This window comes from Polaribacter litorisediminis, assembly GCF_019968605.1.
Classification (GTDB): Bacteria; Bacteroidota; Bacteroidia; order Flavobacteriales; family Flavobacteriaceae; genus Polaribacter; species Polaribacter litorisediminis.
Map to the genome: position 1 here is coordinate 3511949 of NZ_CP082966.1, position 26335 is coordinate 3538283.

At 30.8% G+C, this 26335-nt stretch carries 24 protein-coding genes; 9 read left to right on the forward strand and 15 right to left on the reverse strand.

The features are described from left to right. Positions 1 to 159: 159 nt before the first annotated feature. Entirely contained in the window at positions 160 to 807 is a 648-nt protein-coding gene (gene trhA / locus K8354_RS14905; protein ID WP_223442208.1) for a PAQR family membrane homeostasis protein TrhA, read from the reverse strand. A gap of 201 nt (positions 808 to 1008) precedes the next feature. On the opposite strand from trhA, the gene arfB reads away from it, so the two are divergent. The 4 genes from arfB to K8354_RS14925 all read left to right on the forward strand — a co-directional run bounded on the left by arfB (position 1009) and on the right by K8354_RS14925 (position 5608). Beyond that, complete coding sequence (gene arfB / locus K8354_RS14910; RefSeq protein ID WP_223442211.1) at positions 1009 to 1413, forward strand: alternative ribosome rescue aminoacyl-tRNA hydrolase ArfB; 405 nt, start codon at positions 1009 to 1011, stop codon at positions 1411 to 1413. A 457-nt stretch (positions 1414 to 1870) separates the two neighbouring features. Next, positions 1871 to 4219 (forward strand): TonB-dependent receptor, encoded by a 2349-nt coding sequence (locus K8354_RS14915; protein ID WP_223442214.1) that lies wholly within the window; start codon positions 1871 to 1873, stop codon positions 4217 to 4219. A 301-nt stretch (positions 4220 to 4520) separates the two neighbouring features. Beyond that, positions 4521 to 4712: a hypothetical protein gene (locus tag K8354_RS14920; RefSeq protein WP_223442216.1), complete on the forward strand. Its 192-nt coding sequence runs from the start codon at positions 4521 to 4523 to the stop codon at positions 4710 to 4712. A 32-nt stretch (positions 4713 to 4744) separates the two neighbouring features. Further along, the gene (locus K8354_RS14925; RefSeq protein ID WP_223442220.1) at positions 4745 to 5608 is read left to right on the forward strand and encodes a sigma-70 family RNA polymerase sigma factor; all 864 of its coding nucleotides are present in this window, start codon (positions 4745 to 4747) and stop codon (positions 5606 to 5608) included. 10 nt (positions 5609 to 5618) lie between these two features. On the opposite strand, the gene truB is transcribed toward K8354_RS14925, so the two are convergent. The 7 genes from truB to K8354_RS14960 all read right to left on the reverse strand — a co-directional run bounded on the left by truB (position 5619) and on the right by K8354_RS14960 (position 13153). After that, positions 5619 to 6308, reverse strand: a complete 690-nt coding sequence (truB, locus tag K8354_RS14930; RefSeq protein ID WP_223442223.1) for a tRNA pseudouridine(55) synthase TruB — start codon at positions 6306 to 6308, stop codon at positions 5619 to 5621. A gap of 10 nt (positions 6309 to 6318) precedes the next feature. Beyond that, positions 6319 to 7128: an undecaprenyl-diphosphate phosphatase gene (locus K8354_RS14935; RefSeq protein WP_223442227.1), complete on the reverse strand. Its 810-nt coding sequence runs from the start codon at positions 7126 to 7128 to the stop codon at positions 6319 to 6321. 2 nt (positions 7129 to 7130) lie between these two features. Then, a complete protein-coding gene (locus K8354_RS14940) occupies positions 7131 to 7373 on the reverse strand; it encodes a DUF3098 domain-containing protein (RefSeq protein WP_223442230.1) in 243 nt (80 codons plus the stop codon). A 56-nt stretch (positions 7374 to 7429) separates the two neighbouring features. Next, the gene (locus tag K8354_RS14945; RefSeq protein WP_223442245.1) at positions 7430 to 8308 is read right to left on the reverse strand and encodes a cell division protein FtsX; all 879 of its coding nucleotides are present in this window, start codon (positions 8306 to 8308) and stop codon (positions 7430 to 7432) included. A 235-nt stretch (positions 8309 to 8543) separates the two neighbouring features. Beyond that, complete coding sequence (gene mce / locus K8354_RS14950) at positions 8544 to 8945, reverse strand: methylmalonyl-CoA epimerase (protein ID WP_223447693.1); 402 nt, start codon at positions 8943 to 8945, stop codon at positions 8544 to 8546. A 9-nt stretch (positions 8946 to 8954) separates the two neighbouring features. After that, positions 8955 to 10376, reverse strand: a complete 1422-nt coding sequence (locus K8354_RS14955) for a DUF5689 domain-containing protein (RefSeq protein WP_223442248.1) — start codon at positions 10374 to 10376, stop codon at positions 8955 to 8957. 20 nt (positions 10377 to 10396) lie between these two features. After that, positions 10397 to 13153, reverse strand: a complete 2757-nt coding sequence (locus K8354_RS14960; protein ID WP_223442251.1) for a carboxypeptidase-like regulatory domain-containing protein — start codon at positions 13151 to 13153, stop codon at positions 10397 to 10399. A gap of 134 nt (positions 13154 to 13287) precedes the next feature. On the opposite strand from K8354_RS14960, the gene K8354_RS14965 reads away from it, so the two are divergent. Beyond that, a complete protein-coding gene (locus K8354_RS14965; protein ID WP_223442255.1) occupies positions 13288 to 14343 on the forward strand; it encodes an endonuclease/exonuclease/phosphatase family protein in 1056 nt (351 codons plus the stop codon). A 62-nt stretch (positions 14344 to 14405) separates the two neighbouring features. Here K8354_RS14965 and K8354_RS14970 read toward each other — a convergent pair whose 3' ends face one another. The 4 genes from K8354_RS14970 to K8354_RS14985 all read right to left on the reverse strand — a co-directional run bounded on the left by K8354_RS14970 (position 14406) and on the right by K8354_RS14985 (position 18570). Continuing rightward, complete coding sequence (locus tag K8354_RS14970; protein WP_223442258.1) at positions 14406 to 14879, reverse strand: hypothetical protein; 474 nt, start codon at positions 14877 to 14879, stop codon at positions 14406 to 14408. Positions 14880 to 14883: 4 nt separating this feature from the next. Next, a complete protein-coding gene (locus K8354_RS14975) occupies positions 14884 to 16266 on the reverse strand; it encodes a DUF6973 domain-containing protein (protein WP_223442261.1) in 1383 nt (460 codons plus the stop codon). A 138-nt stretch (positions 16267 to 16404) separates the two neighbouring features. Then, positions 16405 to 17955 (reverse strand): Rne/Rng family ribonuclease, encoded by a 1551-nt coding sequence (locus K8354_RS14980; RefSeq protein WP_223442263.1) that lies wholly within the window; start codon positions 17953 to 17955, stop codon positions 16405 to 16407. Between the two features lie 324 nt (positions 17956 to 18279). Beyond that, the gene (locus K8354_RS14985; RefSeq protein ID WP_223442266.1) at positions 18280 to 18570 is read right to left on the reverse strand and encodes an HU family DNA-binding protein; all 291 of its coding nucleotides are present in this window, start codon (positions 18568 to 18570) and stop codon (positions 18280 to 18282) included. A 141-nt stretch (positions 18571 to 18711) separates the two neighbouring features. Between K8354_RS14985 and mutY the strand changes: the two genes are divergently transcribed. From mutY to gldD, 4 genes are all read left to right on the forward strand, one after another. Further along, on the forward strand, positions 18712 to 19758 hold the full coding sequence (gene mutY / locus K8354_RS14990) for an A/G-specific adenine glycosylase (RefSeq protein WP_223442269.1): 1047 nt from the start codon (positions 18712 to 18714) through the stop codon (positions 19756 to 19758). 86 nt (positions 19759 to 19844) lie between these two features. After that, a complete protein-coding gene (locus K8354_RS14995; RefSeq protein ID WP_223442271.1) occupies positions 19845 to 20285 on the forward strand; it encodes a single-stranded DNA-binding protein in 441 nt (146 codons plus the stop codon). Between the two features lie 20 nt (positions 20286 to 20305). Continuing rightward, complete coding sequence (locus K8354_RS15000) at positions 20306 to 21637, forward strand: gliding motility-associated protein GldE (protein ID WP_223442274.1); 1332 nt, start codon at positions 20306 to 20308, stop codon at positions 21635 to 21637. After that, a complete protein-coding gene (gene gldD, locus K8354_RS15005) occupies positions 21630 to 22178 on the forward strand; it encodes a gliding motility lipoprotein GldD (RefSeq protein WP_223442277.1) in 549 nt (182 codons plus the stop codon). The genes K8354_RS15000 and gldD overlap by 8 nt, the downstream gene beginning before the upstream one ends. A 60-nt stretch (positions 22179 to 22238) precedes the next feature. Here gldD and K8354_RS15010 read toward each other — a convergent pair whose 3' ends face one another. The 3 genes from K8354_RS15010 to K8354_RS15020 all read right to left on the reverse strand — a co-directional run bounded on the left by K8354_RS15010 (position 22239) and on the right by K8354_RS15020 (position 26334). Next, the gene (locus K8354_RS15010) at positions 22239 to 24020 is read right to left on the reverse strand and encodes a MutS-related protein (protein ID WP_223442280.1); all 1782 of its coding nucleotides are present in this window, start codon (positions 24018 to 24020) and stop codon (positions 22239 to 22241) included. Between the two features lie 5 nt (positions 24021 to 24025). Continuing rightward, positions 24026 to 25099, reverse strand: a complete 1074-nt coding sequence (locus K8354_RS15015) for a HesA/MoeB/ThiF family protein (protein WP_223442282.1) — start codon at positions 25097 to 25099, stop codon at positions 24026 to 24028. A gap of 125 nt (positions 25100 to 25224) precedes the next feature. Further along, positions 25225 to 26334, reverse strand: a complete 1110-nt coding sequence (locus K8354_RS15020) for an NTP transferase domain-containing protein (RefSeq protein ID WP_223442285.1) — start codon at positions 26332 to 26334, stop codon at positions 25225 to 25227. Position 26335 lies beyond the last annotated feature (1 nt).

Below are 26335 nucleotides of genomic sequence, written 5' to 3' on the forward strand. Positions count from 1 at the left end.
TAAATTACACTACTATACATAAAAAGCTAAATGTTAAAAAGCCACTTAGCTTTTTATTTTTGTTTATGGACAAAATTTTATGTTTAAAATTATAGCTTAAAAATAAGTCCAATTTAAAACGATCACTATCAGCAATATAATTTTAAAATGTCTTGTTTATTAATTCGCTGTAACCGCTAGTAAAATAGCCACATAATGACAAACAGCCGCTGTTAATACAAAAAAATGCCAAACTGCATGGTTATAAGGATATTTATCCCACAAATAAAAAATAACACCAATAAGATAAAGAGCACATCCTATTAAAATCATTGTGAGGATATTTGCGGGAATACTTTCAAAGAAAGTGCTTCCACCAACAACCATAATACACCCCATAGCGATATAAATTAATGTTGAAAACACCTTCCATTTTCCTGTAAAGAAAATTTTAAAAATAATACCCACTGCCGTTAAACTCCATAAAATTGATAACAAAGTAATGCCGAAAACATCTTGCAAATACATCAATAAAAATGGCGTGTATGTACCTGCTATTAAGAAATAAATACTGATGTGATCCAGAATTTCGAGAATGCGTTTTGCTTGGGCATTTTGAAAACCATGGTAAAGTGTAGAAAAAGTAAAAAGCTGTAAAAAACAAAATCCATAAATAGCCGCACCAATGATGCCCACAGTATTATCACTTTTAATGGCAAAGGCTATTAAAATAGGAATACTTACAATGCCAAAAATAATTCCGAAACCATGCACGATGCTATTTACGAGTTCTTTCTTAATTTGTGTACTTGAGTTTTTTATTTGCATAAAAGTTTATTTTTACAGTTTTTTAAATGAAACCATTTTTGTAAAATTACTCAAATCTATGCTGAAATTATTTCCTTTGGATATAAAGTTTGTAATTTCCTCTATAGCTATTCCAAAATATTAAAAAATCAGTTTTTAGACAAAAAACAACATGAAAACTACTATTTTTGAATCATCATATTTAAGATATGAATAATGGCAATGAATCAAAAAACGATACTTTCTGAATTACAATTTAAAGCAACTAGAAGTTCTGGTGCTGGCGGACAACACGTAAATAAAACTTCGTCTAAAATTGAATTATCTTTCGATTTAGAAAATTCTAATTCCTTAAACGAGAATGATAAAGAACTACTAAAGGCAAAACTATCATCAAAATTAACTAAAGACAATATCTTAATCTTATTCTGTGAAGAAACAAGGTCACAACATAGAAATAAAGAGATTGCCATTAAACGCTTTTTAGAATTGTTAAAAACGAATTTAATTCGCCCTAAAAAAAGAAGAAAAACAAAACCAAGCAAAGGAACTCTTTTGAAAAGAGTTGAAACTAAAAAAAGAACTTCTGTAAAAAAAGCACTCCGTAAAAAACCAAAACTTAATTAAATTGCTACAAAGTTTTGATCTTGCTTAAAACGGTATTCTTTTTTGTTTTTGCAAAAAATATAGTTATTAGGTTTTAATCAAAAAAATAGGAAGCAGGAAAAGGTAGCCACTAAAAAAATCATTATTTTGTTTCACAATCAATTTTTCTAACTTAATTTTGCATCGTTCTCATAAAGGGGTGCTTTTTTTAGTATTCAGTTTGCAGTTGCAGTTTACAGTGAAAACTCTAAACTTAAAATTAAAAACTTTGAATTAAAAACGGCTGAGATCATACCCAATGAACCTAGAACAGGTAATGCTGTTTAGGGATACGAACGTTAAGAAAACAGCTAGCAAGTGTTTTTAATGAGTAGCGAAAAAGCAATTCTTTTTCGAACAATTTAACGTTCACATATTAATTATTCAATAATAACCACAAGAATAATTACCTCTTTTTATTCGTTTTAAAATTTTTAAAATGAAAAAAATATCTATTTTTTTATTCTTGTTTGTAAGTATACTTGCAAACGCCCAATCGTATCAACTTTCAGGAAAAGTTATCGATAAAAACAAAGAACCTTTGCCAGGAGCATCTATTTTGGTAAAAGAACTTAAAAAAGGAACTTCCGCAGACTTTGATGGCAACTTTAGCTTTACACTTAAAAAAGGAACCTATACCATAGAAGTCTCTTTTTTGGGTTACAAAACAATTTCAGAAAAAATTATACTTTCTAAAAATGAAGAATATATAATTCAACTGAATTCTGATGAAACCGTTCTAGATGAAGTTTTAGTTGCTGCTGTGCGTGCAAACACAGACATTCCGGTTACGTTTTCTAACCTATCAAAAAAAGAAATTGCAAAACGTAATTTAGGGCAAGACATTCCTGTTTTACTAAATTACATGCCTTCTGTGGTTTCTTCTAGTGATGCCGGCGCAGGTATTGGATACACGTATATGAGTGTGCGTGGTTCTAATTCAGAAAGAATTAATGTAACCTTAAATGGTATCCCATTTAACGATGCAGAAAGTCACGGTTCTTTTTGGGTAAATTTAGGCGATTTTGCATCCTCTACAGAAAACTTGCAGTTGCAACGTGGCGTTGGAACCTCTACCAACGGTTCTGGTGCTTTTGGTGCAAGTTTAAATATTTTAACAGATGCCGTTTCCGAGGAGGCTTTTGGAGAAATATCCAACTCTTTTGGTTCTTTTAACACCAGAAAACATACCGTAAAATTTAGTACCGGTAAAATTAATGATCATATAGAAATTGCCGGTCGTTTGTCTAATATTTCTTCTGATGGCTATGTAGACAGAGCTTTTGCAGATTTAAAATCGTACTTCTTACAAGGAAGTTATACCGATGAAAACACCCTAATAAAGGCGATTACCTTTGGTGGAAAAGAACAAACCTACCAAGCTTGGTTTGGTTTAACAGCAGATGAATTGGCTGAAGACAGAAGGCAAAATCCGTATACGTATGACAATGAAACAGACAACTACGAACAAAATCATTATCAATTGCATTGGAATGAAAAATTGAATGAAAATTGGTCAACAAATTTAGGCTTAAATTACACCAAAGGATCAGGATATTTTGAGCAATTTAAAGATGGTGAAGATGCTGCAGACTTTAATAATTTAATTGCCGATGGTAGCGATGTGATTGTAAGACGCTGGTTAGATAATGATTTTTATGTAGTTAATTTTAACACTAACTATAAAAAGGATAACTTAAACTTTATTACCGGCATTTCTTATTCAAATTATACTGGAGATCATTTTGGAGAAGTAATTTGGGGCAGTGAATTGGCACAGAATGTAAATATTAGAGATCGTTATTATTTTTCTGACGCCAAAAAAACAGACTTTTCTGCTTTTGCAAAAATAACGTTTGCTATCAACGAAAAACTTTCTGGATATGCAGATTTACAAGGACGTTTTGTAGGATACCAAACCGAAGGAATTACCAACGATATAGTACCGATTGATGTGGATAGAACCTTTAATTTTTTCAATCCAAAATTTGGTTTTACCTATAAAATAAACCCTAATAATAATTTGTATACCTCATTTGCTATTGCCAATAGAGAACCAAATAGAAACGATTTTGAAAACGGAGTGAACACTCCTGAAACTTTAAATGATTTTGAATTAGGGTGGCGTTTAAATAAAGAAAGCGTTAAAATAAACACCAATATATATTATATGGATTACACCAATCAACTCGTTTTAACAGGTGCTTTAGATGATGTGGGGCAACCTATCAGAGCAACTTCTGGAAACAGTTATAGACTTGGTTTAGAAATTGATGCAGATATTACCTTCTCAGAAAAATTCTCGATAAGACCCAATGCAGCTTTTAGTACTAATAAAAATAAAGATTTCTTTATTACAAGAGACGGAAACACAGCGCCACAGCCTTTAGGAAATACAGATATTTCTTTCTCGCCAGATGTAATTATCGGAAATATGTTTACCTATATGCCCGCAGAAAATTTGCAGTTTACATTTTTAACCAAATATGTGGGAGCACAATTGATGAGTAATTTTAGCAGCGCAATTTCTGATACAGATGTTTTAGATAGTTTTTTTACGTCTGATTTAAATGCAGTATATCAAATAAATCCGAAGAAAATTTTTAAATCAATTACATTTACCGCGTTAATAAACAACATTTTTAATGTAGAATATGTAGATAGAGGTTATTACTTTACATTTGATGATACTTGGTCTGCACAAGGTGTTACCACTACCGTAGATGGTGCCGGATATTATCCGCAAGCTACAAGAAACTTCTTAATTGGTGTTACTTTACGTTTTTAAAAATTAACCATTTTTAATTATTTTTGATTAAAAAAGAACAATAAATGGCCGTTTTTTAGATAAAACGGCTTATTTTTTGTATTTTTGTGCTTTATGGAAAAAGCGACTACTTCTCAAAAAAAAATTACTTCAATGTACAAATCTGGTTTTAAAGTCCTTTTAAATCCATTTTATATGTTTATTTTTTCTGCTTTCTAGCGATCAATTCAATTGCAAACACGTTTTGCACACACGACTTCAATCTTATTACCTATACGTACATCCAAAAATGTATTTCTAGCAACATTATTAATTTATTTATATGAAACTAATTCAAATTAGAAGAAAAACAAGACAAGAAAAATATTATTCCGCTGCCATGGGAATGCTCAACTCTAGAGTTACCTATATTAAAAAATATATCTTAGGATTTCCTATAAAAACAATTCATAAATACCGAGAAACTTATAGTGGTGAGGTAAAAAACTGTGAGGATTGTAATTTATATATTTAAAATAACTTCTTAAAAACACCTACATAAAAAATATGAGACAACTTAAAATTAGCAAACAAGTAACCAATCGTGATGCCAAATCTTTAGACAAATATTTTCAAGAAATAAGTAAAATAGACCTAATTACTGCCGACGAGGAAGTAGAATTAGCGGTGAAAATAAAAGCAGGAGATGAAAGAGCCTTAGATAGTTTGGTTCAAGCTAACTTAAGGTTTGTAGTTTCTGTAGCAAAACAATATCAAAATCAAGGTTTAAAGTTATCTGATTTAATTAATGAAGGTAATTTAGGCTTGGTAAAAGCTGCAAAACGCTTTGATGAAACAAGAGGTTTTAAGTTTATATCGTATGCTGTTTGGTGGATACGACAAGCGATTATGTCTGCTTTAGCAGAGCAATCTAGAATTGTGCGTTTGCCATTGAATAAAATTGGGAGCATCAGCAAAATTAAAAAGATATACTCTAAATTAGAGCAGCGCAATGAGCGCATCCCTACTTATGTAGAAATTGCCAACGAATTAGATACCACCGTTAACGATGTAGCCTTAAGTATGAAAAATTCTGGACGCCATTTGTCTATGGATGCACCCTTTAGAGAAGGTGAAGAATCAAATTTATACAGTATATTAGGTTCTGATGAATCTCCTAGACCCGACAGAAATTTGATGAAACAATCCTTAAGTTTAGAAATTACAAATGCTTTAGGATCCTTAAGTTATAAAGAGGCATCGGTCATTAAAATGTTTTTTGGAATTGGACAAACATCTCCTTGTAGTTTAACCGAAATAGGGGAAACTTTTAATATTACAAGAGAACGTGTAAGACAAGTAAAACAAAGAGCCATCAAAAGATTACAAAGAAAATCTAGTACAGAAGTATTGAGAACTTACTTAGGATAAAATTATAGATTTAGTTTTCTAAATTTTTAATAAAATCTTCAATTGAAGAAGCATTCTCAACAGAAAATTCACCAATCTTTGTTCTTCTTAAAGCTGATAAATGCGCTCCTGAGTTGAGTGCATTTCCGAAATCATACGCCAAAGAACGAATGTAAGTACCTTTGCTACAAACAATTCTAAAATCTACCTCGGGTAGGTTTATTTTTGTAAGCTCAAAACAATCAACAGTAACGGTTCTTGCTTTTATTTCAGTAGTTTCACCTTTTCTTGCTAATTCATATAAACGTTTTCCATCTTTTTTAATTGCAGAAAAAATGGGTGGTTTCTGTTGAATATCACCAACAAACTGTTTGGTCGTTTTTTTTAATAAATTTTCTGTAAGATGATCTATAGGAAACGTTTGATTGATTTCTGTCTCTAAATCATAGCTTGGCGTTGTTGCGCCTAGCGTAAAAGTACCTGTATATTCTTTTATTTGATTTTGATAGGTATGTATTTCTTTCGTTTGTTTTCCTGTGCAGAGAATTAACAAACCGGTTGCTAACGGATCTAAAGTTCCGGCATGACCCACTTTAATTTTTTTAATTTTAAATCGTTGTTTAATGTGCCAACGCAGTTTATTTACTGCCTGAAAAGAAGTCCATGTCAGTGGTTTATCAATCAATAAAACTTGACCATTTTTAAAATCTTCTTCCGTCATTAACAAAAAATTAAATACTTAATTTATAGATAAAAAAGTGAATGATTAACAAAGCAATTCCTAAAACAATTCTATAATAACCAAAGACTTTAAATCCTTTTTTACTTAAATAATCAATAAAAGATTTAATAGCAATTAATGCCACAATAAAAGCAAGAATATTACCAACAATTAAATAATTAATTTGATCTGAAGTAAGCTCAAAACCCTCCTTATAATAATCATAACTCTTTTTTGCGGTTGCTCCGAACATTGTTGGTACTGCTAAAAAGAAAGAAAATTCTGCAGCAACTTTTCTGTTAATCTTTTGCGTCATTCCACCAACAATACTTGCACCACTTCTAGAGGTTCCAGGAATCATGGCTAAACATTGAAAAAAGCCAATTTTTAATGCCATCATATAACTTATTTCGGTGTGCGCTGTAGGGTTTGCCTCATCATATTCTTCATTTGCTTTAAACCAATCATCAACTTTTAATAGAATAAAACCTCCAATAATCAGAGAAATAGCCACCGTTATAGGACTTTCTAACAAACTATCTATGACATCATTTAAAAGCAATCCTAAAACTACTGCAGGAATAAATGCCACTAATAGCTTAAAATAAAAATCCCAACTTTGAAAAAAGCGCTTCCAATACAAAACAACTACCGATAAAATGGCTCCTAATTGAATTACAATTGTAAAAAGCTTTGTAAAATCATCTGAAGCGATGCGCATAAAGGAGGATGCTATAATCATGTGCCCTGTTGAAGATACAGGTAAATATTCTGTGATGCCTTCTATCACAGCTAAAATAATAGACTCTATTAAATTCATAATTATTTTTTAGGGTGGGCTAAAATAGCATAAATTTCTATACCTAATCCAATAATTACCAAAGTTGGTGCTAAACGAATACGTTGCCAATTATAAATTTCTTCATTAAAAACATTAGGATCATCACTACCACCACCTGCCATAAAAATAAAGCCGAGCGCAATAAAAACAATACCAATTAACATGATAATATAGTTTCTTTTACCAAATAAAAATTCCTGTTCTTGATTCATTTTATTTTCCATTTGTATAAATTTATAAAGAATTTCTTGTGAAATAATTGTCTTAGTTCCTGTTTGTTTTAATAATATAGCTCGTCTGTTCGTAAGTTTAAAAAACGCTGTGTAGCGAAGAAAGTACTTAACATTGTAATGATAAATGCCGAAAAAATAACGCCTGCGGCGATATATCCTAACGTAATATAATCCTCTAAAAAATTTAAGCTTGGTATGTATTTGTCTAAATAATAAACAACCACTGCTAATCCTGCTAATGCTAATAAAGCACCCACCATTCCTAGTTTTATACTGCGCCAAATAAATGGTTTTCTAATAAAACCTTTCGTTGCGCCCACCATTTGCATCGTTTTAATATTAAAACGCTTTGAATAAATGGATAATCTTATAGAACTGTTAATTAAAATCATGGCGATTACAGCAAAGAAACTGCTTAAAACTAGCAACCAAAAACTAATTCGCTTAATGTTTTTAGTTAATATATTAATGAGTGGTTTGTCATAAGAAACATCTGCAACAAATAAGTTTTTTTGGAATTTTTTTTCTAATGCCTCCATTTTTTCTGGAGTTACAAAATCTGCCTTTAAGTAGATATCAATTCCGTTTTTTAGTGGATTTTCGCCAAGAAACTTCAAGAAATCTTCGCCAATTTCTGCACTATATTTTTCTGCTGCTTGCGCTTTACTTGTATACACAACATTTTTTGTAAAGTCTTCTTTTAAAAGAGATTCTCTAAACGTTTTTATTTGTTTTTGCGTTACTTTATCTTTTATAAAAAGTGTAATTGCTACTTTTTCTTTTACCAAATTGGCAACAGAAGTAGATTTTAATAAAACAAATCCTAAAATACCCACCATAAAAAGTACCAAAGCAATGCTTATTACAACAGAAATGTAAGAAGATTGCAAGCGCCTTTTTTGATAGGAGTCAAATTTTGAAGACATTAAGAATTACTTTTTAAATCGGTGCAATATAATAATTAACAGGCAGTTCACAGGCACAGTTCACAGTATTTTAACGTATACCCACAAAACATTACAATATCGTTTAAAATTAGTTTCCTTTAAAATTATTAATCTTTATAAATGGCAGAGTAACGAAAGCTATACTTCAGTTTTATGTTTTTATTAATGCTAAAATCATGTAAATTTTTATTCAAAATTACAAAATATAAGGGATCTAATCAATTTCTTGACATAACTCAATTAAAACTCCATTGGTAGTTTTTGGATGCAAAAAAGCAACTAATTTATTGTCTGCACCTTTTTTGGGAATTTCATTTAAAACCACAAAACCTTCTTCTTTCAATCTTTTTATTTCTGCTTTAATATCAGTGACTGCAAAAGCAATATGATGAATTCCTTCTCCTTTTTTAGCAATAAACTTTGCAATTGGACTTTCTGAATTGGTAGCTTCCAATAATTCTATTTTATTAGGTCCTGTTTTAAAAAAAGAAGTTTTTACTCCTTCAGAAAGTACTTCTTCTGTTTTGTAATGTTTTTCTCCAAAGAGAGCCGCAAATAATTGATTCGATTTTTCTAAATCCTTTACTGCAATTCCGATATGTTCTATTTTATCCATCATAAAAAATTATCTAGCGTTTATTTTAATATTATCTAATTCAAAAGTTCCATCAAAATTAATATTTCCAGTTCCTGTATATCTAAAAGCGATGTATGCCGTACCTGAATAATTAGATAACTCTATATATGTTGAATGTACCCAATTTTTAAAATTTTCTCCATCAGCAACAATTTTTGCAGGCAGAATATCCCAAGTTGCTGCCGTAATATTGCTTGGCGTTCCATCCCAATCCACAGAAATTAAAACTTCTAAATCACTTCCGTTAGCAAAGCTATTGGAAGTTTCGAAAGATAAAAACTCTTCCGTTGTGGTTTCCAAATTTACACTTTTTGTAATTAACCACGTTACCGTATTTGCATTACCTGAATTTCTAGAACCTACTCTTGCCGCTTTGCTCTGTGAATAAGTATCTGTATAAGATCGCCAAGATTGTGTGCCTTCTTCTCTATAATTTAACCAATCTGTAATACTAATTTCTCCTGATGAAGCTTCAAAATCTTCCGCTAATAAAATGGTTGGAAAATCACTTTCTGATAACGTTTCACATCGATTGCCTACCATAGAAACATCGTCTGCCGAGTTTAAAACCAAAACTAAAAAATCACCCCCAAAATCTTTAGAAACGATTGCATTTATAGTTCCTCCGCCAATGGGTAATGCTTTATTTGCAAAACTTGCAAAAGAGCTTGTTTCTAGAAGTAAATCTGCATATCCCAATGTTTGGCAGGTTTGTATTTTGCGTTGTGTATCAAAATCTTCTGTAGGATCCACATAGGATTTTCCTGATAAATCCGCAGGAAAAATAACCTCTTGCACTTGCACAAATGTACCAATATCCGACGCATTTAACCCCGCTAAAGAAACCAGTTTAGGAACAATAATTTCAGTTTTTTCAGAACGATATAAATGATTTCTAATTTGATTTGTTGAAATACTTTCTATTTCTTTTTCATCTGATGGACTCACTTTTCCTCCGATAGCAATGATGCCATCACCAGAATTGGTTTCGCCTAGATATAAATCTTTTAGATAAATATACACCTCTCTACCAATATTAAACTTGTTATAATTATTGGTGAGATTCACCGCAATTTTTATTCCTGATGTCGGATTTTCTGGAGCGTCTTGCATATAAAATTCTCTAAAATAATTCCCTTTCTGATCTGAAGAAACCACATACCCTTTCACCACAATATTTGAACTTATTTTAAGCGGCTCAGTTCCTGAAATGTATAACTCTTTTAATTCGCTGATTGGTTTTAGTTCTAATTGATTACTAGTAATGCTATCTAAAATATTGTTTAATCTTATATTTTCTTCGTTACCGATACTTTGAGGTACTGAATAATCTGCATCTTCTACGCAAGAAATAAATGAAATACTCGCCAAAAATGCTAGTATCAAAATGGTTGTTTTGCTCGTTTTCATAGTTGTTATTTTATTGTTTCTTATAAGCTTATGTTCATGTTTAAAAAGTAAGTGGTTCCTCTACCATACCAATATTTGTTGCCAAAAACAGGAGTTTCTAGTGCTTTATCCTCTCTTAATTGCCTAAAATTTGCATTTCTTCCTTGCTCAAATCCACCAGATTTATAGACTGTATTTAGTAGATTATTTACGGTTGCAAAAATGCTTACATATTTGCCTTTTATTTTCCATGACTTACCTCCTACCAGATTTACAACCATATAATTATCAAATTTTTCTTGTTCTAATAATTCTCTAGCCAATTCTGGGTCGTATTCTACAAATGGCAAACCATCATCGTCTGTATAAAAATTACTAGATCTGTTTAAGGGTGCGATATCTATAAAAATATTGCTGAAGAAATTTGCCGTAGCACCTATCCACCAATATTCAGGATCTCGATATTCAAAACCTACTGAATATGCATTTTGAGGACCTGCAGCTAGTTTATAATTTTTAAGGTTAGTTTGTCCGAAATCTTTAGAGCCATTGATAAAACCCGCAGCAACAGATTCGGAATCTGCTTCTGAAGTTAAGTATAAGTTTGGATTATTATCATACGTAAATTGCCCTATAGAAGCAGCTCCTTTTAATTTAATTTTAGGTGTAATTTGGACTTCCAAACCTAGTTCAATACCTACATGTTTTTTACGAATGCCTGTTAAAACCTCTTGTACAAAGGCGGTATTATCGCCACCAATTCCATCAGCAAAATAGAAAGAAATTTCTGTGGCATCTTTCATATAGTTGTAATATCCTGTTAATCTTGATGTAATTATAGGACTTCTAACAATGTAACTAACATCGGTAGAAAATATTTTTTCATTTTGTAAATCTTCTACAATATTGTTATTCTCTCTTGAGTTAGAAAAAGAATTTCTGATGGTTGGTGCCTTGGTTACAAAAGTAAAGTTAGCATCTAATAAATGACGCCCCGTAATTTTATAAGTAGCGCCTGCTTTTATACCATAATTTATAAAGTCTAATTTTTCTGATGGTCCTAAAGACGTTTCAGAAAACCCTCCGTTTTGATATAATCCTTCTCTTTGATGGGTTGTTCTGGAAACATTTGCAGCCACATAAAAATCTACTTTGCTATATTTAAATTGTGTTTGTGTAAAAGCGCTAATCACATCAGAATTTAAGTTATAATTATATCTAAAGGCATCGCCAACACCAACTACTCTATTCGGATTTAATAAATCGTTTTGGCTTTGTGCTTCCGTTTCGGCAAAATTATCAATATCTAAATACCCTGTACCACCCAATAAATTGATTACCTCAGCAAAACTATGAGAGCGCAAACGTCTATATGCTAGCTTTGCATTCAAGGTGATGTTGTTATTAATGGCGGTATTTAAAATTGAATTAATACTAAATTGTTTGTCATCATTTCTGTCTTCATACAAAACATAGGCATTATTTACGCCCGCTGCTTTGTTAGTGATATTTGCATCAAAAATCCGACTCCAATCTAACTGACCATCCTTTAAAAATATTTGTTGATTTTGATATGCGCCGGCTAAATCATTATTTCTCACAAAGAAACTTGGTAAATTTTGATAATAAGACGGACTCGGATTTGCGCCCGCATTAAAATCTAAACGACTATTGCCTATTTTTCCAAACTGATACGATACATTTGTTTGGATTAATGTATTTTCGGAAAGATCCCAAAAATGATTAAACATTAAAATAGGTTCTTTTACTTCTTTAATTCTAGAGTTTGTTTTTCTTCCGTTTAAATATCCCCAATATTCATTGTATGCAATACCCTTTAAATCAAAAACCTCTTGTGTATTGGGTGCTGCTTTACCTCTTCTATTGGGTGTAAAAATTGCTGTAAAATTAACGCTATGCTTTTTATTTATTATTTTCTCTATCGCCGTAAATAACGAATATGCATTATACGTTGTTCCTTCATTAAACCCCTCTAAACCCGATCTTCTACTAGCAGAAAAAGTCATAGCCCAACCACCACTTAAAATCCCTGTTGCATGTGTCGCCATTACTCTATGCTCGTAACTTCTGTTAGAAGATGAATAGGTAATTCTTGTTCCAGGTCTTTGTTCAGATGCTCTAGTGCTGATATTTGTAGCTCCTAAAAGCCCACCAAACGTAAAATTAGAGGCTGCTAAACCATTGCTAAATTCTTGATTTCTTAAAACGTCATTTAAACCACCCCAATTGCTCCATTGTGCTCTACCATCATAGAGTTTATTCATTTCAATTCCGTTAATTAATATTTTACCGTTCCCAGAATCTAAACCTCTTATTCTAAAAAATGAAGAACTAAACTCAAAAGCAGCAGTTCTTAAATAAATATCTCTTGTTGCTTGTAGTAAACCCGCAATATTATCTGCTGCACTAGCGTCGTCATTTAATTCATCATCAGTAAGTGTAATTAAACTTAAATCTTGATCTAATGAAAAATCTTTATACAGAAATATAGTTCCCAAATCTATGGTCTTTCCAGAGAGTTCTATTGGAAAATTTTGAGATTCGTATTCTTTAAACCTAATTTCTACAATATAGCTTCCGTTTGGTATGCTTTTTATCATAAAAATTCCGTTAGAATTTGTGCTTAGCTGAATCGGCGTGTTTACAATGCTTAAAGAAACACCTTTAAGTGGTTTTTCGGAATCACTATCTACAATGATTCCCTTTAATATATTTTGTGCGCTCACTGTATTCACAAAAAATAGGAACAACAATTGTATGGATATACGTTTTTTCATAAATTTTTGTCTAAATTTATGAACAAGAATTTAAAAAATTTTACGGGTTTCCACAATCACCAGTATTTTTTTTAAAATTTTATAAATTAAGTTGTCTTTTTACTTTTTTAAATGAACTTAAAACTTTGTAATTTATGAAAAAATCATTGGTCGTCATTAGCATCTCACTCCTCATGGTTTTTACTACTTTTTCTCAGCGTAAAGAAAAGAAGTACGTTATTAGAACCATTGCTTTTTACAATTTAGAAAATCTTTTTGACACTATAAATGATACGGCTATTAACGATGAAGCTAGCCCAATGATGGAATTGAAATCGAATAGATCTTTTGTATATTGGGATAAAATTGATAAACTAGCCAGTACCATTGCACAAATAGGATTCGATAAGGCACATACATCACCTGCCATTATTGGTGTTTCTGAAGTAGAAAATTTAAGTGTTGTAGAAGATTTAGTAAAATCTAAACATTTAATAAAAAAAGGATATGGCATTATTCATTATGATTCTCCTGATAAACGCGGAATTGATGTAGCTTTATTATATCAAAAAAGATATTTTAAACCAGTACATCACGAAGTTTTTAACCCAAATATTTATAGAGATAATTTTAAAGTATATACTAGAGATCAGTTGTTAGTTTCTGGTTATTTAGATGATGAATTGATTCATATCATCGTAAATCATTGGCCATCTAGAAGCGGTGGCGAAGCAAAAAGTAGACCATTGCGCGAAAAAGCAGCCTATCAAAATCTAAAAATATTTACCCAAATAAGAGCACAAGACCCCAGCGCAAAAATAATTACCATGGGCGATTTTAACGATGATCCGATAAATTCTAGTTTTAAAAAAGTATTAAAAACAAAAGCGAAGAAGAAAGAAGTAGGCCTTTTAGATATTTACAACCCTTATGAAGATTTGTATCGAAGGGGTTTTAATACCCTGGCTTACAGAGATAATCTGAATTTGTTTGATATGATTTTAATTTCATCGCCTTTATTAGACAAAGGCGATAAAGACTATACGACGTATAAAATGTACCAAGCTAAAATTTTTAACAAACGTTTTTTAACGGATAAAAAAGGGAGATTTAAAGGATATCCTTTTAGAAGTTTTTCTAATGGAGGCTACACAGGTGGGTATTCAGATCACTTTCCGGTGTATATGTACTTGATTAAAGAAAATAAATAAAACAGAATATTCTAAAAACAAAAAACCTCGCAATTCAAGAATTGCGAGGTTTTTTAGGTTGTTTATTCTTCTTTTGCTGCGTAACCTGTTATTTGGTTATCTTGAATAGCGATAATAAGTCTCCCAAAATCACCTCTAAAATGGGTAGTATTTGGTAATTGCAAACTCATTAATTCGCTACTATCAAATCTTGTAATTAATTGGTTTCTACCATCAGATAATTTTATTCTAAAATAACAACGCTCTGAAGGTATGGCTCTTATTTTACTTAAATCGGGTTTCCATCTGTTAGCATCTGTAAAATGAGGTGGTACAGTAAGAATACCGGTTTTTACTTCTCTCTCAAAATCAATAGAATCTGTAACAATAAATACATTGTCTTTAAAGCCTCCTATAATATATTTTCCTGTATAAACTTTATTCGTTGAATTTGAAAGATTAATTTGAAAACCATTTCTGATTACGTCTTCATCTTCGTCTATTAAACAAGAAATGAATAACAAACTGAATACTAGTATTTTAATAAATTTTTTCATAATGTTATAGTAATAAGTCAGGGTTTAAATTCGGATCTTTAGAAACATAACATGTATGCACATAAATAGTATTATATATTTTTCTTATACATGGGTCGTCAGGTGCTACACCAGCTCCTGTGTTTTTATCTATGTTTATTAAACCATTAGGATCTTGACTGCCAATACAGTTTGAATAATCGTTAGTTACAATAACAGCTGGATATTTTGGAGCTATTGTTCTTTCAAAATATACAGCATAATGTGTTGGTTTTGTAGCTATTTCGTTAACTACTTCTTGGTCAGAGTAATTAAATGATGGATTTGTAGGGTGTTCTTTTACAATATAACAACTCCTTAATTTAACTCTATCTAGTATGGCGTTAATTAACTCTGTTGTGCTTGGTCTTTTAATGGCTACATTAATACCCCAAACTTTTACAAAACTCGCTTTACTTAGCCATATTTCTGTACCCACTTTGTTATTGTGTAAATCCATTTCTTTAGAGTCTATGTTATTAGATGGACCACAAATACTTTCTCTTAAATCAGAAACATAAAGTGCAAAATTTGCTCTTTTAGATTTAGAAACCAATGTAAAATAGTTTTGTGCTAATAAGGCATTCCAATAAATATGTCTAAAAGCATCTTCTCTTGTATTACTAGAACCTATGATAGGGTATTGTGCCAAAGATTCAGATTTTGCTTTTGGCCCAGCTATACTATAGGCTATTATAGATCTAACAAAGCCATAACTTGGTGTAGTAAGAGCAATAGTACATGCTGCAATTTCAAATTCCGATTTATTTGTTGTGTTTAAATGATTATATAAATTTGGATTATTTGCAATTTCTTCTAAAACTAAATAATCTAAATTTTGTGAGTAATATTCATCTATAATTTGGTTGTTAGCATTTATATCACTTTCCGTAAAACCTATAAAATCATTTTGAATCATAGCAATGTTAGTTGTGCTATTGGAGTCAAAATAATTTATCGTTAAACCATTTAATTTCTCATAAGGCAAATTATGCACAACAACTTTAGCAGCTTCAAAAATTGCTTCTTTGCTTGGCAAATCTAAAGAATCTATAGTTTTGTAAGCAGAAGATTTATTGGCTTTTTTCTTTTTTCTTAGTTTATTATAAAGTTTTTTTAAGTACTTTTTAGTATGTTTTTCTTTTAATTCATCCTCTGTTGAATTAAATCTATGGTCTACTTCAAAACCTCTGTATTTAATTTTTTTCTGTTTTTCTGTTTTTTTAGATAAAGTTGTGTCTAAAATTACTTTTTTAAGTGTTTCCTCTTTACTAAATTCTTCGAGGTAAGTGTCATCTTGACATTTAGACATAAGTACTGCCCCCCCTACAAATAAAGAGAATAATAAGATTTGTTTCATCTTTTTCATAATATATTAAATTTAAATAGTTACAATTTTTTTACTAATGTAATCATTTTCAATGAAATAATTTACAAAAAACAAAAACCCGAAACTGTTTAAAGTTTCGGGTTTTTTTGATAAAAAATTATTGCCTTATTTATAAAGTTATTTTTCTTCTTTTGCAGAAGTAAATTTATAATGTAAGTATGTGTAAGCATCTCTAGGTATAATTGTAATCCACTTTTTATGTTTTAAATACCATTTAAAACGAATAGAATTTACTCCTTTTGTTAAATAGGAAGCAATAAAAGGATGAATATGTAACTGTATCTTTTTATCGGTTGATTTATGCTGCTCTGAATTGGTTATAAATTTCTCTAAATCCGATTCAATTTTATCTAACAACACAATAGGAGCCTCTACTTGTCCGTCTTTATTTGGGTTATCTTCGGTAGTCTTTATACTCAACTCAGGTCGTACCCTTTGTCTTGTAATTTGTACCAATCCAAATTTACTTGGAGGTAATATTTTGTGTTTTGTTCTATCAAAAGACATTTGTTCTTTTAAGTGCTGAAACAGTTTATTTCTGTTTTCAGCCTTATGCATATCAATAAAATCAATAACTATAATACCACCCATATCACGCAGTTGCAACTGGCGTGCTATTTCTGTAGCAGAAATTAAATTTACTTCTAATGCCGTATCTTCTTGAGAACCTGCTTTATTAGAACGGTTTCCGCTATTTACATCAATAACGTGCAAAGCTTCTGTATGCTCTATAACTAAATAGGCACCTCTGCTCATAGAAACTGTTTTTCCAAACGAAGTTTTAATCTGTCTTTCTATTCCGTATTTTTCAAAAATAGGAATTTCTGATTTATGCAACTTTACAATTTTTTCTTTTTCTGGATAGATTTCTTGCAGATACTCTTTTATTTCTACTTTCAAAGTTTCATCATTTGTTACAATATTTGTAAAAGTTTCATTCATCACATCTCTTAAAATAGAAGATGCTCTGTTTAACTCGCTTAATATTTTTGTTGGTGTGTTTTTGTTGGGAATACTTTTACACATTGTTTTCCAACGTTCTAGTGAGTTTTGCAAATCTTTATCTAATTCTGCTACTTTTTTTCCTTCTGCAACAGTTCTTAAAATAACGCCAAAACCTTTAGGTCTTATGCTCTTTGCTAATCTTTTTAAACGCTCTTTTTCCTTTGGATCTTCTATTTTTTGTGAAACAGAAACCCGATTAGAAAAAGGAACTAAAACCAAAAATCTACCTGCAATAGACAACTCAGAACTTAATCTTGGTCCTTTTGTAGAAATGGGTTCTTTTACAATTTGTACCAACAGGTTTTGCCCTGTTTTTAATACTTTGCTTATACTACCGTCTTTGTGAATATCTCCCTCTAAGGGGAAATTTTTTAAAGTGAAATCTTTATACTTACCTGTGCTTACTTTCTTAATGAACGAATTTAATGAGTTTACTTGCGCACCTAAATCGTGATAATGTAAAAATCCGTCTTTTGGATATCCTACATTTACAAAAGATGCATTTAAGCCGGTTAACACTTTTCCTATTTTGGCTAAAAAAATATCGCCTACAGAAAACTTGTTTCCAGTGGTCTCATTATTTAATTCAATAAGTTTTCCATCTCTTAATAAGGCAAAATCAATATCAGATGAATTTGAACGAATTATCAATTCTGTTTTCATACTGAACTGGTTTTAACACTGCACTTAATTGTGCAGATGGATTAATATTGTCAGGTATTTTGTAATACCGTGAGAAGATTTATTGCCTTACACAACAAATAAATCTTCGAATGTCAATGAACTTTTTTGGGTTGATTAATTAATTTTTTTCGCTAAGCTGCAAACGAAAAAGTAAGCATTAGCTTACTTTTTCTTTTTGTGTCTATTTGCTCTAGCTCTTTTTTTTCTTTTGTGTGTAGAGATTTTTGCTCTCTTTCTTTTTTTACCACTTGGCATAATGTTCTGGTGTTTTTTAAACCTTTAACGGTTTAGATTAGTATTTTGTTACTTTACAGCTACTTTATTCTTTACTCCTTCAGTAAAAGTTTTCGCTGGTTTAAAAGCTGGAATGTTGTGAGCTGGTATCTTAATAGTCGTATTTTTTGAAATATTTCTACCTGTCTTTTCTGCTCTTGTTTTGATGATAAAACTACCAAAACCTCTTAAATATACATTTTCGCCATTTTCTAATGCACCTTTAACTTCTGTCATAAATGCCTCTACTGTTGCTAAAACATCTGTTTTTTCAATTCCTGATTTATCTGAAATTTTTGATACGATATCTGCTTTCGTCATGTCTCTATTTTTAATGTATTTTTATATGTTTACCTCCAAAAATGCGGATGCAAATATATGATAATTAATCAATTCCAAAAAAATAAACACTTAAATTTGTGTGAATTTTATAATGTATTATTGTAAATCTATTTTTTATCCATGAAATTTTCTAACACTTTAATTTACTGGTACTTACAAAATAACAGAGAACTACCTTGGCGTAAAACTAAAAACCCATACTTCGTTTGGCTCTCAGAAATCATGTTACAACAAACTAGAGTTGCGCAAGGTATGGCTTATTACCTGAAATTTACAGACAAATTTCCAACAGTTTTTGACCTTGCAAAAGCAGAGGAAAGTAGGGTTCTTAAAATGTGGCAAGGTCTTGGTTATTACTCAAGGGCAAGAAACTTACATTACACTGCTAAACAAGTTGCAAAAGAATTAAATGGCCAATTTCCTGCAACCTATAAAGAACTTCTAAAGCTAAAAGGAATAGGAGATTATACAGCATCTGCCATTGCATCTATTTGTTTTAATGAACCCAATGCTGTGGTAGATGGCAATGTTTATAGGGTTTTATCTCGCTATTTCGGAATTAAAACTCCCATAAATTCATCCGCAGGAATTAAAGAATTTAAAACTTTAGCGCAAACTTTAATCGACACAGCACAATCCGGAACCTACAACCAAGCAATTATGGATTTTGGCGCTTTACACTGCAAACCTCAAAATCCGTTATGTGAAACCTGCCCTTTAGCGGATAGTTGTGTGGCCTTAGAAAAAAAATTAATCAAAGAATTACCCGTAAAAGAGAAAAAAATTAAAGTAAGAAACCGGTATTTTAATTTCCTAGTGATAAAAACAGAGGATGAAACAACTATTTTATCACAAAGAAAAGGCAAAGGAATTTGGCAAGGCTTGTATCAATTTCCGCTCATAGAGGGCACTGAAAGTATCAATAAAAATGAGCTTATTGCATCCAAAGAGTTTGTAAATTTATTTCCTAATGAAACTACTATTTCACTTTTCAACAAAAAAGAAATTGTCCACAAACTATCTCATCAACATTTGCATACACAATTCTGGATTGTAGAAACCAAGTTTGCATCCAAAGCTACTATAAAATGGTCTGAAATAGAAAAATATCCTGTTCCCGTATTAATCGCTAATTTTTTAGAAGTATATCAACCAAAAAGTAATTGATATTTTTAGTACTTTTGATATACTAATTAATTTGTCAGTTCGAGTAATTTTTTGAATTGATAAATGATAAAAATTGTATCGAGAACATGGCAGGAACAATAAACAAGGTAATTTTAATCGGTAATTTAGGCGATGCTGTAAAAATGCATTATTTTGATGACAAAAATTGTATTGGTCGTTTCCCGATTGCTACCAGCGAAACATACACAAACAAGCAAACAGGAGAAAAGATAACCAACACAGATTGGCATAATATTGTGGTTAAAAACGGGCTGGCAAAAGTCTGTGAAAAATACCTCACAAAAGGTGATAAAATTTATATTGAAGGAAAATTAAAAAACCGTCAATGGGAACAAGATGGTATAAAAAGATATGCAACCGAAGTGCATGTAAACGAAATGACGATGTTATCGACTAAAAAAACGAGTGATAATACTACGAATCCGGTACAAAATAATCAATCTTCTGTCGCAACTCCAAAAACTGTTGCAAAAGAAGAAGATGATGATGATGATCTACCTTTTTAATTAACCTATAATTTTTAAATTTGGACTCAGATCCCGAACATTTATTTTTAGTAGTCTTCGCTTCCATCGATTTTTTAACAGGAATAAATGCTCTTGTTTTAATGCTTTTATTCATTAGTTCTGCATTAATATCTGGTACAGAAGTGGCTTTTTTTTCGCTTTCACAATCCGATTTAAACACACTTGCTAACGAAAGCAAAGAAGAAAATATTATTGTTACTTTACTAGAAAAACCCAGAAAATTATTGGCAACAATTTTAATTACCAATAATTTTATCAATATTTTAATTGTACTCTTATTTGCTTCTTTAGCAGAAACATTGTTTGGTCATTTTGAGTATACGCTTGACCTATTTGTATTTAAAGTTCCAATTCGTTTTCTCATTGAAATTGTTTTAGTTACTTTCTTAATTCTCTTATTTGGCGAAGTTTTACCCAAAGTTTATGCCTCTAGAAATGCACTTCGTTTTTCTAAAATTATGGCTAAATTTATTCATGTTATAAATATTGCTTTAACGCCGTTTAGTTTGCCTTTGATAACACTTACAAAGTTTATCGAAAAAAAATTAGGGAGCAAAAACAATAGCTTTTCAGTAGAAACTTTATCGCAAGCCTTAGAGTTAACCTCAGAAGGTGCAACGACCAAAGACGAACAAAAAATATTAGAAGGAATTGTAAATTTCGGAAACACAGAAACAGTACAAATTATGAAACCAAGAATAGATATTTTTGCGCTTTCTGATTCTGAATCTTATGAGAATGTTTTAGCTAAAATTCTTGAACACGGATACTCAAGAAATCCCGTTTATAAAGAAAATACCGACAATATTATTGGAGTTTTGTATGCTAAAGATTTGTTAGCACATTTAAATAAAAAAAATTTTAAATGGCAAAGTTTATTGCGCAAAGCTTTTTTTGTGCCTGAAAACAAAAAACTCGATGATTTATTAGATGATTTTAGAGCACGTAAAAACCATTTAGCCATCGTAGTTGATGAATACGGAGGTACAAGCGGCTTAGTTACTTTAGAGGATGTAATTGAGGAGATTGTGGGCGATATTAATGATGAGTTTGATGATGAAGACTTACAATATTCTAAGATTGATGTAAATAATTATATTTTTGAAGGTAAAACGACCATCAAAGATTTCTGTAAAGTTTTAGAGGATGAAGACGAGGAAATTTTTGAGGAAGAAAAAGGTGAAAGTGAAACGATTGCAGGTTTTATTTTAGAAATTTCGGGGAAGTTCCCTAAAAAAGGTGAGAAAATAAACTTCAAGAATTATACGTTTACCATTGAAGCGCTCGATAAAAAGCGTATTAAACAAGTAAAAGCAACACGAAATGCGTAGTATTCTTATTCTGATTATCCTTTTTATGTTTATTTCTTGTAAGGAGGCAGTGCTGCCAAAACCTGCTGCTTATTTAAGTTTAGAATATCCTAAAAAAGAATATAAAAAACTCGCTGTAAAAAGACCTTATTCTTTTGATGTTTTAAAAACGACCACAATTGTTGATGAAGATAATAATTGGTTAAAGATAACCTATCCTAATTTAAAAGCTTCAATAGACATTACTTACCGACCTGTAGAAAATAACCTTAAAGAATTATTAACAGAAGCCGAAAAACTAGTCTTTAAACATGCTGTAAAAGCAGCACAAATTATTCCGAAAGACTTTACTAATGCTAAAAAAAGAACTTTTGGTACACTTTATGAAATTACAGGAAATGCCGCTTCTCATCTTCAATTTCATGTTACCGATAGTACAAATAACTTTATAAAAGGTTCTTTGTATTTTTACGCTAAACCTAATTACGATTCTATTTTACCTGCCGTAGCTTATATTAAAAATGATGTTCTGCAACTTATTGAAACTTTAGCGTGGAAGTAAGTAAACATAACTAGACCTCGCAGGTTTTAAAAACCTGTGAGGTCTTTAAATTCAATAAAATTAAACAATCTCCATTTTTTTCAACAAAAAACTAGCATTCATATTTTTACAAATTCCATTTTTTAAGGTATAATCAAAATGCAATTCGTCATTGATAATTTCCGCATCAAAATAGTAATTTTTAATCGTAGAAAATTCGTTTTCTAATTCGCACAAACTCACATCATGTGTAGCAATAATTCCTGTGGATTTCGATTTGGTCAATTTTTCGACAAACTTTTTAGAGCCAATGGCTTTATCTTTGCTATTGGTTCCTTTTAAAATTTCGTCGAGAATTATAAAATATTTTTCTTCAGATTTTTCAGGATCAATTTTATCAACAATAAATTTTAAACGCTTTAATTCTGAATAAAAATACGATTCGTCTTCCGTTAAGGAATCTGTAGTTCGCATGCTGGTGATTAGTTTTATTGGCGAATATTTAAAACGTTCTGCACAAACTGGCAAACCACAATTCGCCATAACAATAGACAAAGAAACGGTTCTTAAAAAGGTGCTTTTTCCTGCCATATTTGCGCCTGTTACTATAAAAAATTGTTCTTCATCAATCCTAAAATCATTATCTACTCTTTTATCAGCATTTAATAATGGATGCCCTAAATTACTAGCTTGTACAACCTGTTTTTCTGAGCTTATTTCTGGAAAAATAAATTTAGGATGATTAAAATGAAAATTTGCCAACGAATTTTGAGCGTCAAAATACGCCACTACTTGAAACCATTTTTCTGCAGTGTGCTTGTATTTAGCAATCCATTTCTCTACCCTACGTGCATTATAAATTTCAGACAGAAAAAAACCATTCCCTAAAACAGCAATAATCATATTATTTCGTTGATCAAAAGCATCTAATATTTTTGAAAACTCTTTGAAAATTATGGATGCTTTCTTGTCTTCGGATTGAATAACTTTTTGGTGCTGTAGTAATTTTTTTGAAGAAAAATGTTCTGACTCAATTTCATTTAATAGTGGATGATATTGCTTAAAAACACCTCTTACTTTATCTGTTTCCGTGTATAAATTACTGGTCTTTTTTACAAATATTGCCGTTATGAAAAGCCCCATAAAAAACCAAATAACGATAAAGGTAAATGAAATGAATCCGAAAGAAATTAAGGTAATTAAAACCAAAGAAATTATAGAAAATGCAATTTGAATCGTTGATACTATTTTAGGAAAAACTGATGTATACTTTAAAATCCATTCAGTAATAAATACTGTTTTCGTTTTAACGGTCACTAAATTTGCTAAAGCGGAAAAATGCTGACGCCATTTTATTTTTTCTGAAAGCTCTTTAATTGCTTCTTGTTTTTCTGAAATTTCGTCTATTTTATTCTCAGTAAGTATATTTGCCAATTCCGTTTTACCATCAATGGTTGCTGTTCTATTGGCATATTGAAAAAATGAACCTACCCCAAATAAATCGATATCATTGCTATAAAAATGAGCAGGATTCACAAATTCTTGACCGGCATCTAAATGATGAAAATCTCTATGTAAAACTTTAATCTCGGTAGTATTGATCTGTAGTTTTGCCTCAACAATATCTTTTTTTCTTTTTAGGTTGATGAATTTTACTACTAAAAATGAAAAAAGTAAAATTCCTAAAAAAGCAATGATTAAGACCTCTGGATAGGTTCCAAAAGTTAGGTACATCAGAAAACAAGTAATCAAAAAAACAGCCAATCGAAACACTCCCAAATTGAAAAGTTTCTTCTTAAAAAGTGCGACTTCTTTCTCTAATTCAATTTTTTGTTCTGAATAAAATTCTAAAGGATTTTTCATTGCTATTATTTGTAGCTAGAAATTCCGCCAGTTAAACTTAAAACTTCTAATGTTGGATATTTCTTTTTCAGCTTTTCTGTTGCTTTGTAACTATTAAATCCTCTTTGACAAACCATAATGTATGTTTTACTAAAATCGACTTCTATTTTTTCTGCGTCAAATTTAGTGATATGAATTGTTTTTTGAACTTCAAAAGGCAATTTTAAATCCTTTAAAACCGCTATAATTAAAAGATTTTTATCGCCTAATTTTAATTTTAAATCTTCAGGAGCTATTTGCCAATCTGGATTTTGATAGGCACAAGCAGCATCTATATAAGTTTGAGTATTAAATATTTTAGTAATTTTTTCTTTTAAAATAATAGGTTTTAACCTCATTTTTAATTGTGTATTCTCAAGCGAATTATAAATCAATAATTGATTTGTTAACGGTTTTCCTACCCCAAGAATCAATTTTAAAACCTCATTTACTTGCTGTGTCGCAATCATGCCAACAATAGAATTTAACGTTCCTGCTTCCTCACAATTAGGAATATCTGTTGCCATTTCTGGGAAAGCATCTCTTAAATTACTAGAATAACTTCCGTCTTTTTGTAATACATTAAATGAGGTAACATACCCATCAAACTTATATAAAGAACCATAAACCAGTGGTTTATTTCTAATGACACAAGCATCGTTTAACAAATATTTTGTTGGTAAAGAATCGGTTCCGTCAATCACAAGATCAAAGTTTTCAATCAACTGAAAAACATTCTCTTTCGTCATCGACTTGTTGGTAAAACTAATTTCTGTAAAAGGGGCTCTTTGTTTTATAAAGTGTGATAAGACCTCTACTTTGGGTTTCCCCACATCTTCCAAAGCATAAAAAACTTGTCGATGTAAATTAGAAATATCTACCCTATCAAAATCTACCAAATGAATCTTTCCAATTCCGCTTGCGGCCAAATGAACTGCAATCGGACTTCCTAAACCACCGCAACCCACCACTAAAACAGAAGCGTTTTGCAATTTTTGCTGCCCAACTTCACCAATTTCTGACAAAGTAATTTGACGTTTAAAAAGCTTATTTTTGTCCATTATTTATGACTAATTTAAGGTATTCTGGATACAAAATTTCTGAAAAATAAATTTCACTCGAACTGAAAAATGAGTTGTAAGTTCGAGTGATTTCGATTTTTCATCGAAATTGTATCGAGAACTTTTTAATTATTTGTAATCTCCTTTTTAGCAATTTCAAATTCTTCTGGAGTATTTATATTTCTAATAAAATCGTCCTCAATTTCAACAATTTCAACATCAGAATTAATTAACATTTTACGCGGACAAGAATAACCTTGTGCCAAATACTGCAATAAAATAGGATATGCTTTTGGCTCATAAATAGTAATTAATGGCTCAACAAATTCTTTATTTTTTCCTTTAATTGCAGTGGCAACTTTACTCGGATTTCTATGCTGTAAAAGTAACTGAACAATTTTAGCACTTACAAAAGGAACATCTGTGGCCAACACAAACCAGGCAGCATTTAGATCTTTTTGAAAAGCAGAACAAATTCCGCCAAAAGGACCTAAATTATAGAACTTGTCTGAAATTTCATTTTCTTTTTCTGAATCACTTTGGACAGAATAAAACGTTTTAAGGTTATTATTTTCTAACAATTCTTTTGCAAACTCTTTTTGAGGTTTTCCAAAATAATTCAATTTAGATTTATCTGTTCCCATTCTGGTACTTTTACCGCCCACCAAAACCAACCCTTTTACAGGTGCAATTTTTTCTTGAATAAGATGATCAATATGATTTGCTATTTTATCAACCTCATCAATTGTATAGCACCTCTTATTTTTAATATTTGGATATGTATCTACTAAAAAGTCAAAAAACTGAATGTCTTTTTTCAATTTGATAACAAACTGAATGTTGTCTAATTGTGCCAACCGCTTCAACACAGAAGCTTCTTTAGTTTCATCTAAAATCAAAATTTGTTTTGCTCCTTGGTAATGATTTCCGTTGATAAAAAGATAATCTAATTGTGCAAAACCTATACGTTGTTGAAATTTATTGATGATTCCAGAAGAGGTTATTTGTAGATTTCCTTCGTGATGAAACACGAATTCTGACAACCTATTTTTATCCACATTTTTTGCATGAGAAGCATCAAAATAACCCAATTTATATTGTGATAATTTCGCTGAAACCTCTTTTACTAATTCAGAAATAGTATTGCAATTTGTCCCTAAAATCGCAATTTCATTGGGTGCAAAATTATCGTTATTTCGTCTTTCTAAATTTGTATGTTTACTATGTTTTTTCATT

What these genes read in the sequence shown, in the direction of transcription:
- K8354_RS15010 (WP_223442280.1), bottom strand. Translation starts at nt 24,020, where the DNA reads ATGAAAAATCCTTTAGAATTTTATTCAGAACAAAAAATTGAATTAGAG.
- truB (WP_223442223.1), bottom strand. Translation starts at nt 6,308, where the DNA reads ATGACGGAAGAAGATTTTAAAAATGGTCAAGTTTTATTGATTGATAAA.
- K8354_RS14915 (WP_223442214.1), top strand. Translation starts at nt 1,871, where the DNA reads ATGAAAAAAATATCTATTTTTTTATTCTTGTTTGTAAGTATACTTGCA.
- K8354_RS14925 (WP_223442220.1), top strand. Translation starts at nt 4,745, where the DNA reads ATGAGACAACTTAAAATTAGCAAACAAGTAACCAATCGTGATGCCAAA.
- K8354_RS14935 (WP_223442227.1), bottom strand. Translation starts at nt 7,128, where the DNA reads ATGAATTTAATAGAGTCTATTATTTTAGCTGTGATAGAAGGCATCACA.
- arfB (WP_223442211.1), top strand. Translation starts at nt 1,009, where the DNA reads ATGAATCAAAAAACGATACTTTCTGAATTACAATTTAAAGCAACTAGA.
- K8354_RS14980 (WP_223442263.1), bottom strand. Translation starts at nt 17,955, where the DNA reads ATGAAAACAGAATTGATAATTCGTTCAAATTCATCTGATATTGATTTT.
- K8354_RS15015 (WP_223442282.1), bottom strand. Translation starts at nt 25,099, where the DNA reads ATGGACAAAAATAAGCTTTTTAAACGTCAAATTACTTTGTCAGAAATT.
- K8354_RS14975 (WP_223442261.1), bottom strand. Translation starts at nt 16,266, where the DNA reads ATGAAAAAGATGAAACAAATCTTATTATTCTCTTTATTTGTAGGGGGG.
- K8354_RS14960 (WP_223442251.1), bottom strand. Translation starts at nt 13,153, where the DNA reads ATGAAAAAACGTATATCCATACAATTGTTGTTCCTATTTTTTGTGAAT.
- K8354_RS14955 (WP_223442248.1), bottom strand. Translation starts at nt 10,376, where the DNA reads ATGAAAACGAGCAAAACAACCATTTTGATACTAGCATTTTTGGCGAGT.
- mce (WP_223447693.1), bottom strand. Translation starts at nt 8,945, where the DNA reads ATGGATAAAATAGAACATATCGGAATTGCAGTAAAGGATTTAGAAAAA.
- K8354_RS14970 (WP_223442258.1), bottom strand. Translation starts at nt 14,879, where the DNA reads ATGAAAAAATTTATTAAAATACTAGTATTCAGTTTGTTATTCATTTCT.
- K8354_RS14995 (WP_223442271.1), top strand. Translation starts at nt 19,845, where the DNA reads ATGGCAGGAACAATAAACAAGGTAATTTTAATCGGTAATTTAGGCGAT.
- K8354_RS14920 (WP_223442216.1), top strand. Translation starts at nt 4,521, where the DNA reads ATGAAACTAATTCAAATTAGAAGAAAAACAAGACAAGAAAAATATTAT.
- gldD (WP_223442277.1), top strand. Translation starts at nt 21,630, where the DNA reads ATGCGTAGTATTCTTATTCTGATTATCCTTTTTATGTTTATTTCTTGT.
- K8354_RS14985 (WP_223442266.1), bottom strand. Translation starts at nt 18,570, where the DNA reads ATGACGAAAGCAGATATCGTATCAAAAATTTCAGATAAATCAGGAATT.
- K8354_RS14940 (WP_223442230.1), bottom strand. Translation starts at nt 7,373, where the DNA reads ATGGAAAATAAAATGAATCAAGAACAGGAATTTTTATTTGGTAAAAGA.
- K8354_RS14965 (WP_223442255.1), top strand. Translation starts at nt 13,288, where the DNA reads ATGAAAAAATCATTGGTCGTCATTAGCATCTCACTCCTCATGGTTTTT.
- trhA (WP_223442208.1), bottom strand. Translation starts at nt 807, where the DNA reads ATGCAAATAAAAAACTCAAGTACACAAATTAAGAAAGAACTCGTAAAT.
- K8354_RS15020 (WP_223442285.1), bottom strand. Translation starts at nt 26,334, where the DNA reads ATGAAAAAACATAGTAAACATACAAATTTAGAAAGACGAAATAACGAT.
- K8354_RS14945 (WP_223442245.1), bottom strand. Translation starts at nt 8,308, where the DNA reads ATGTCTTCAAAATTTGACTCCTATCAAAAAAGGCGCTTGCAATCTTCT.
- mutY (WP_223442269.1), top strand. Translation starts at nt 18,712, where the DNA reads ATGAAATTTTCTAACACTTTAATTTACTGGTACTTACAAAATAACAGA.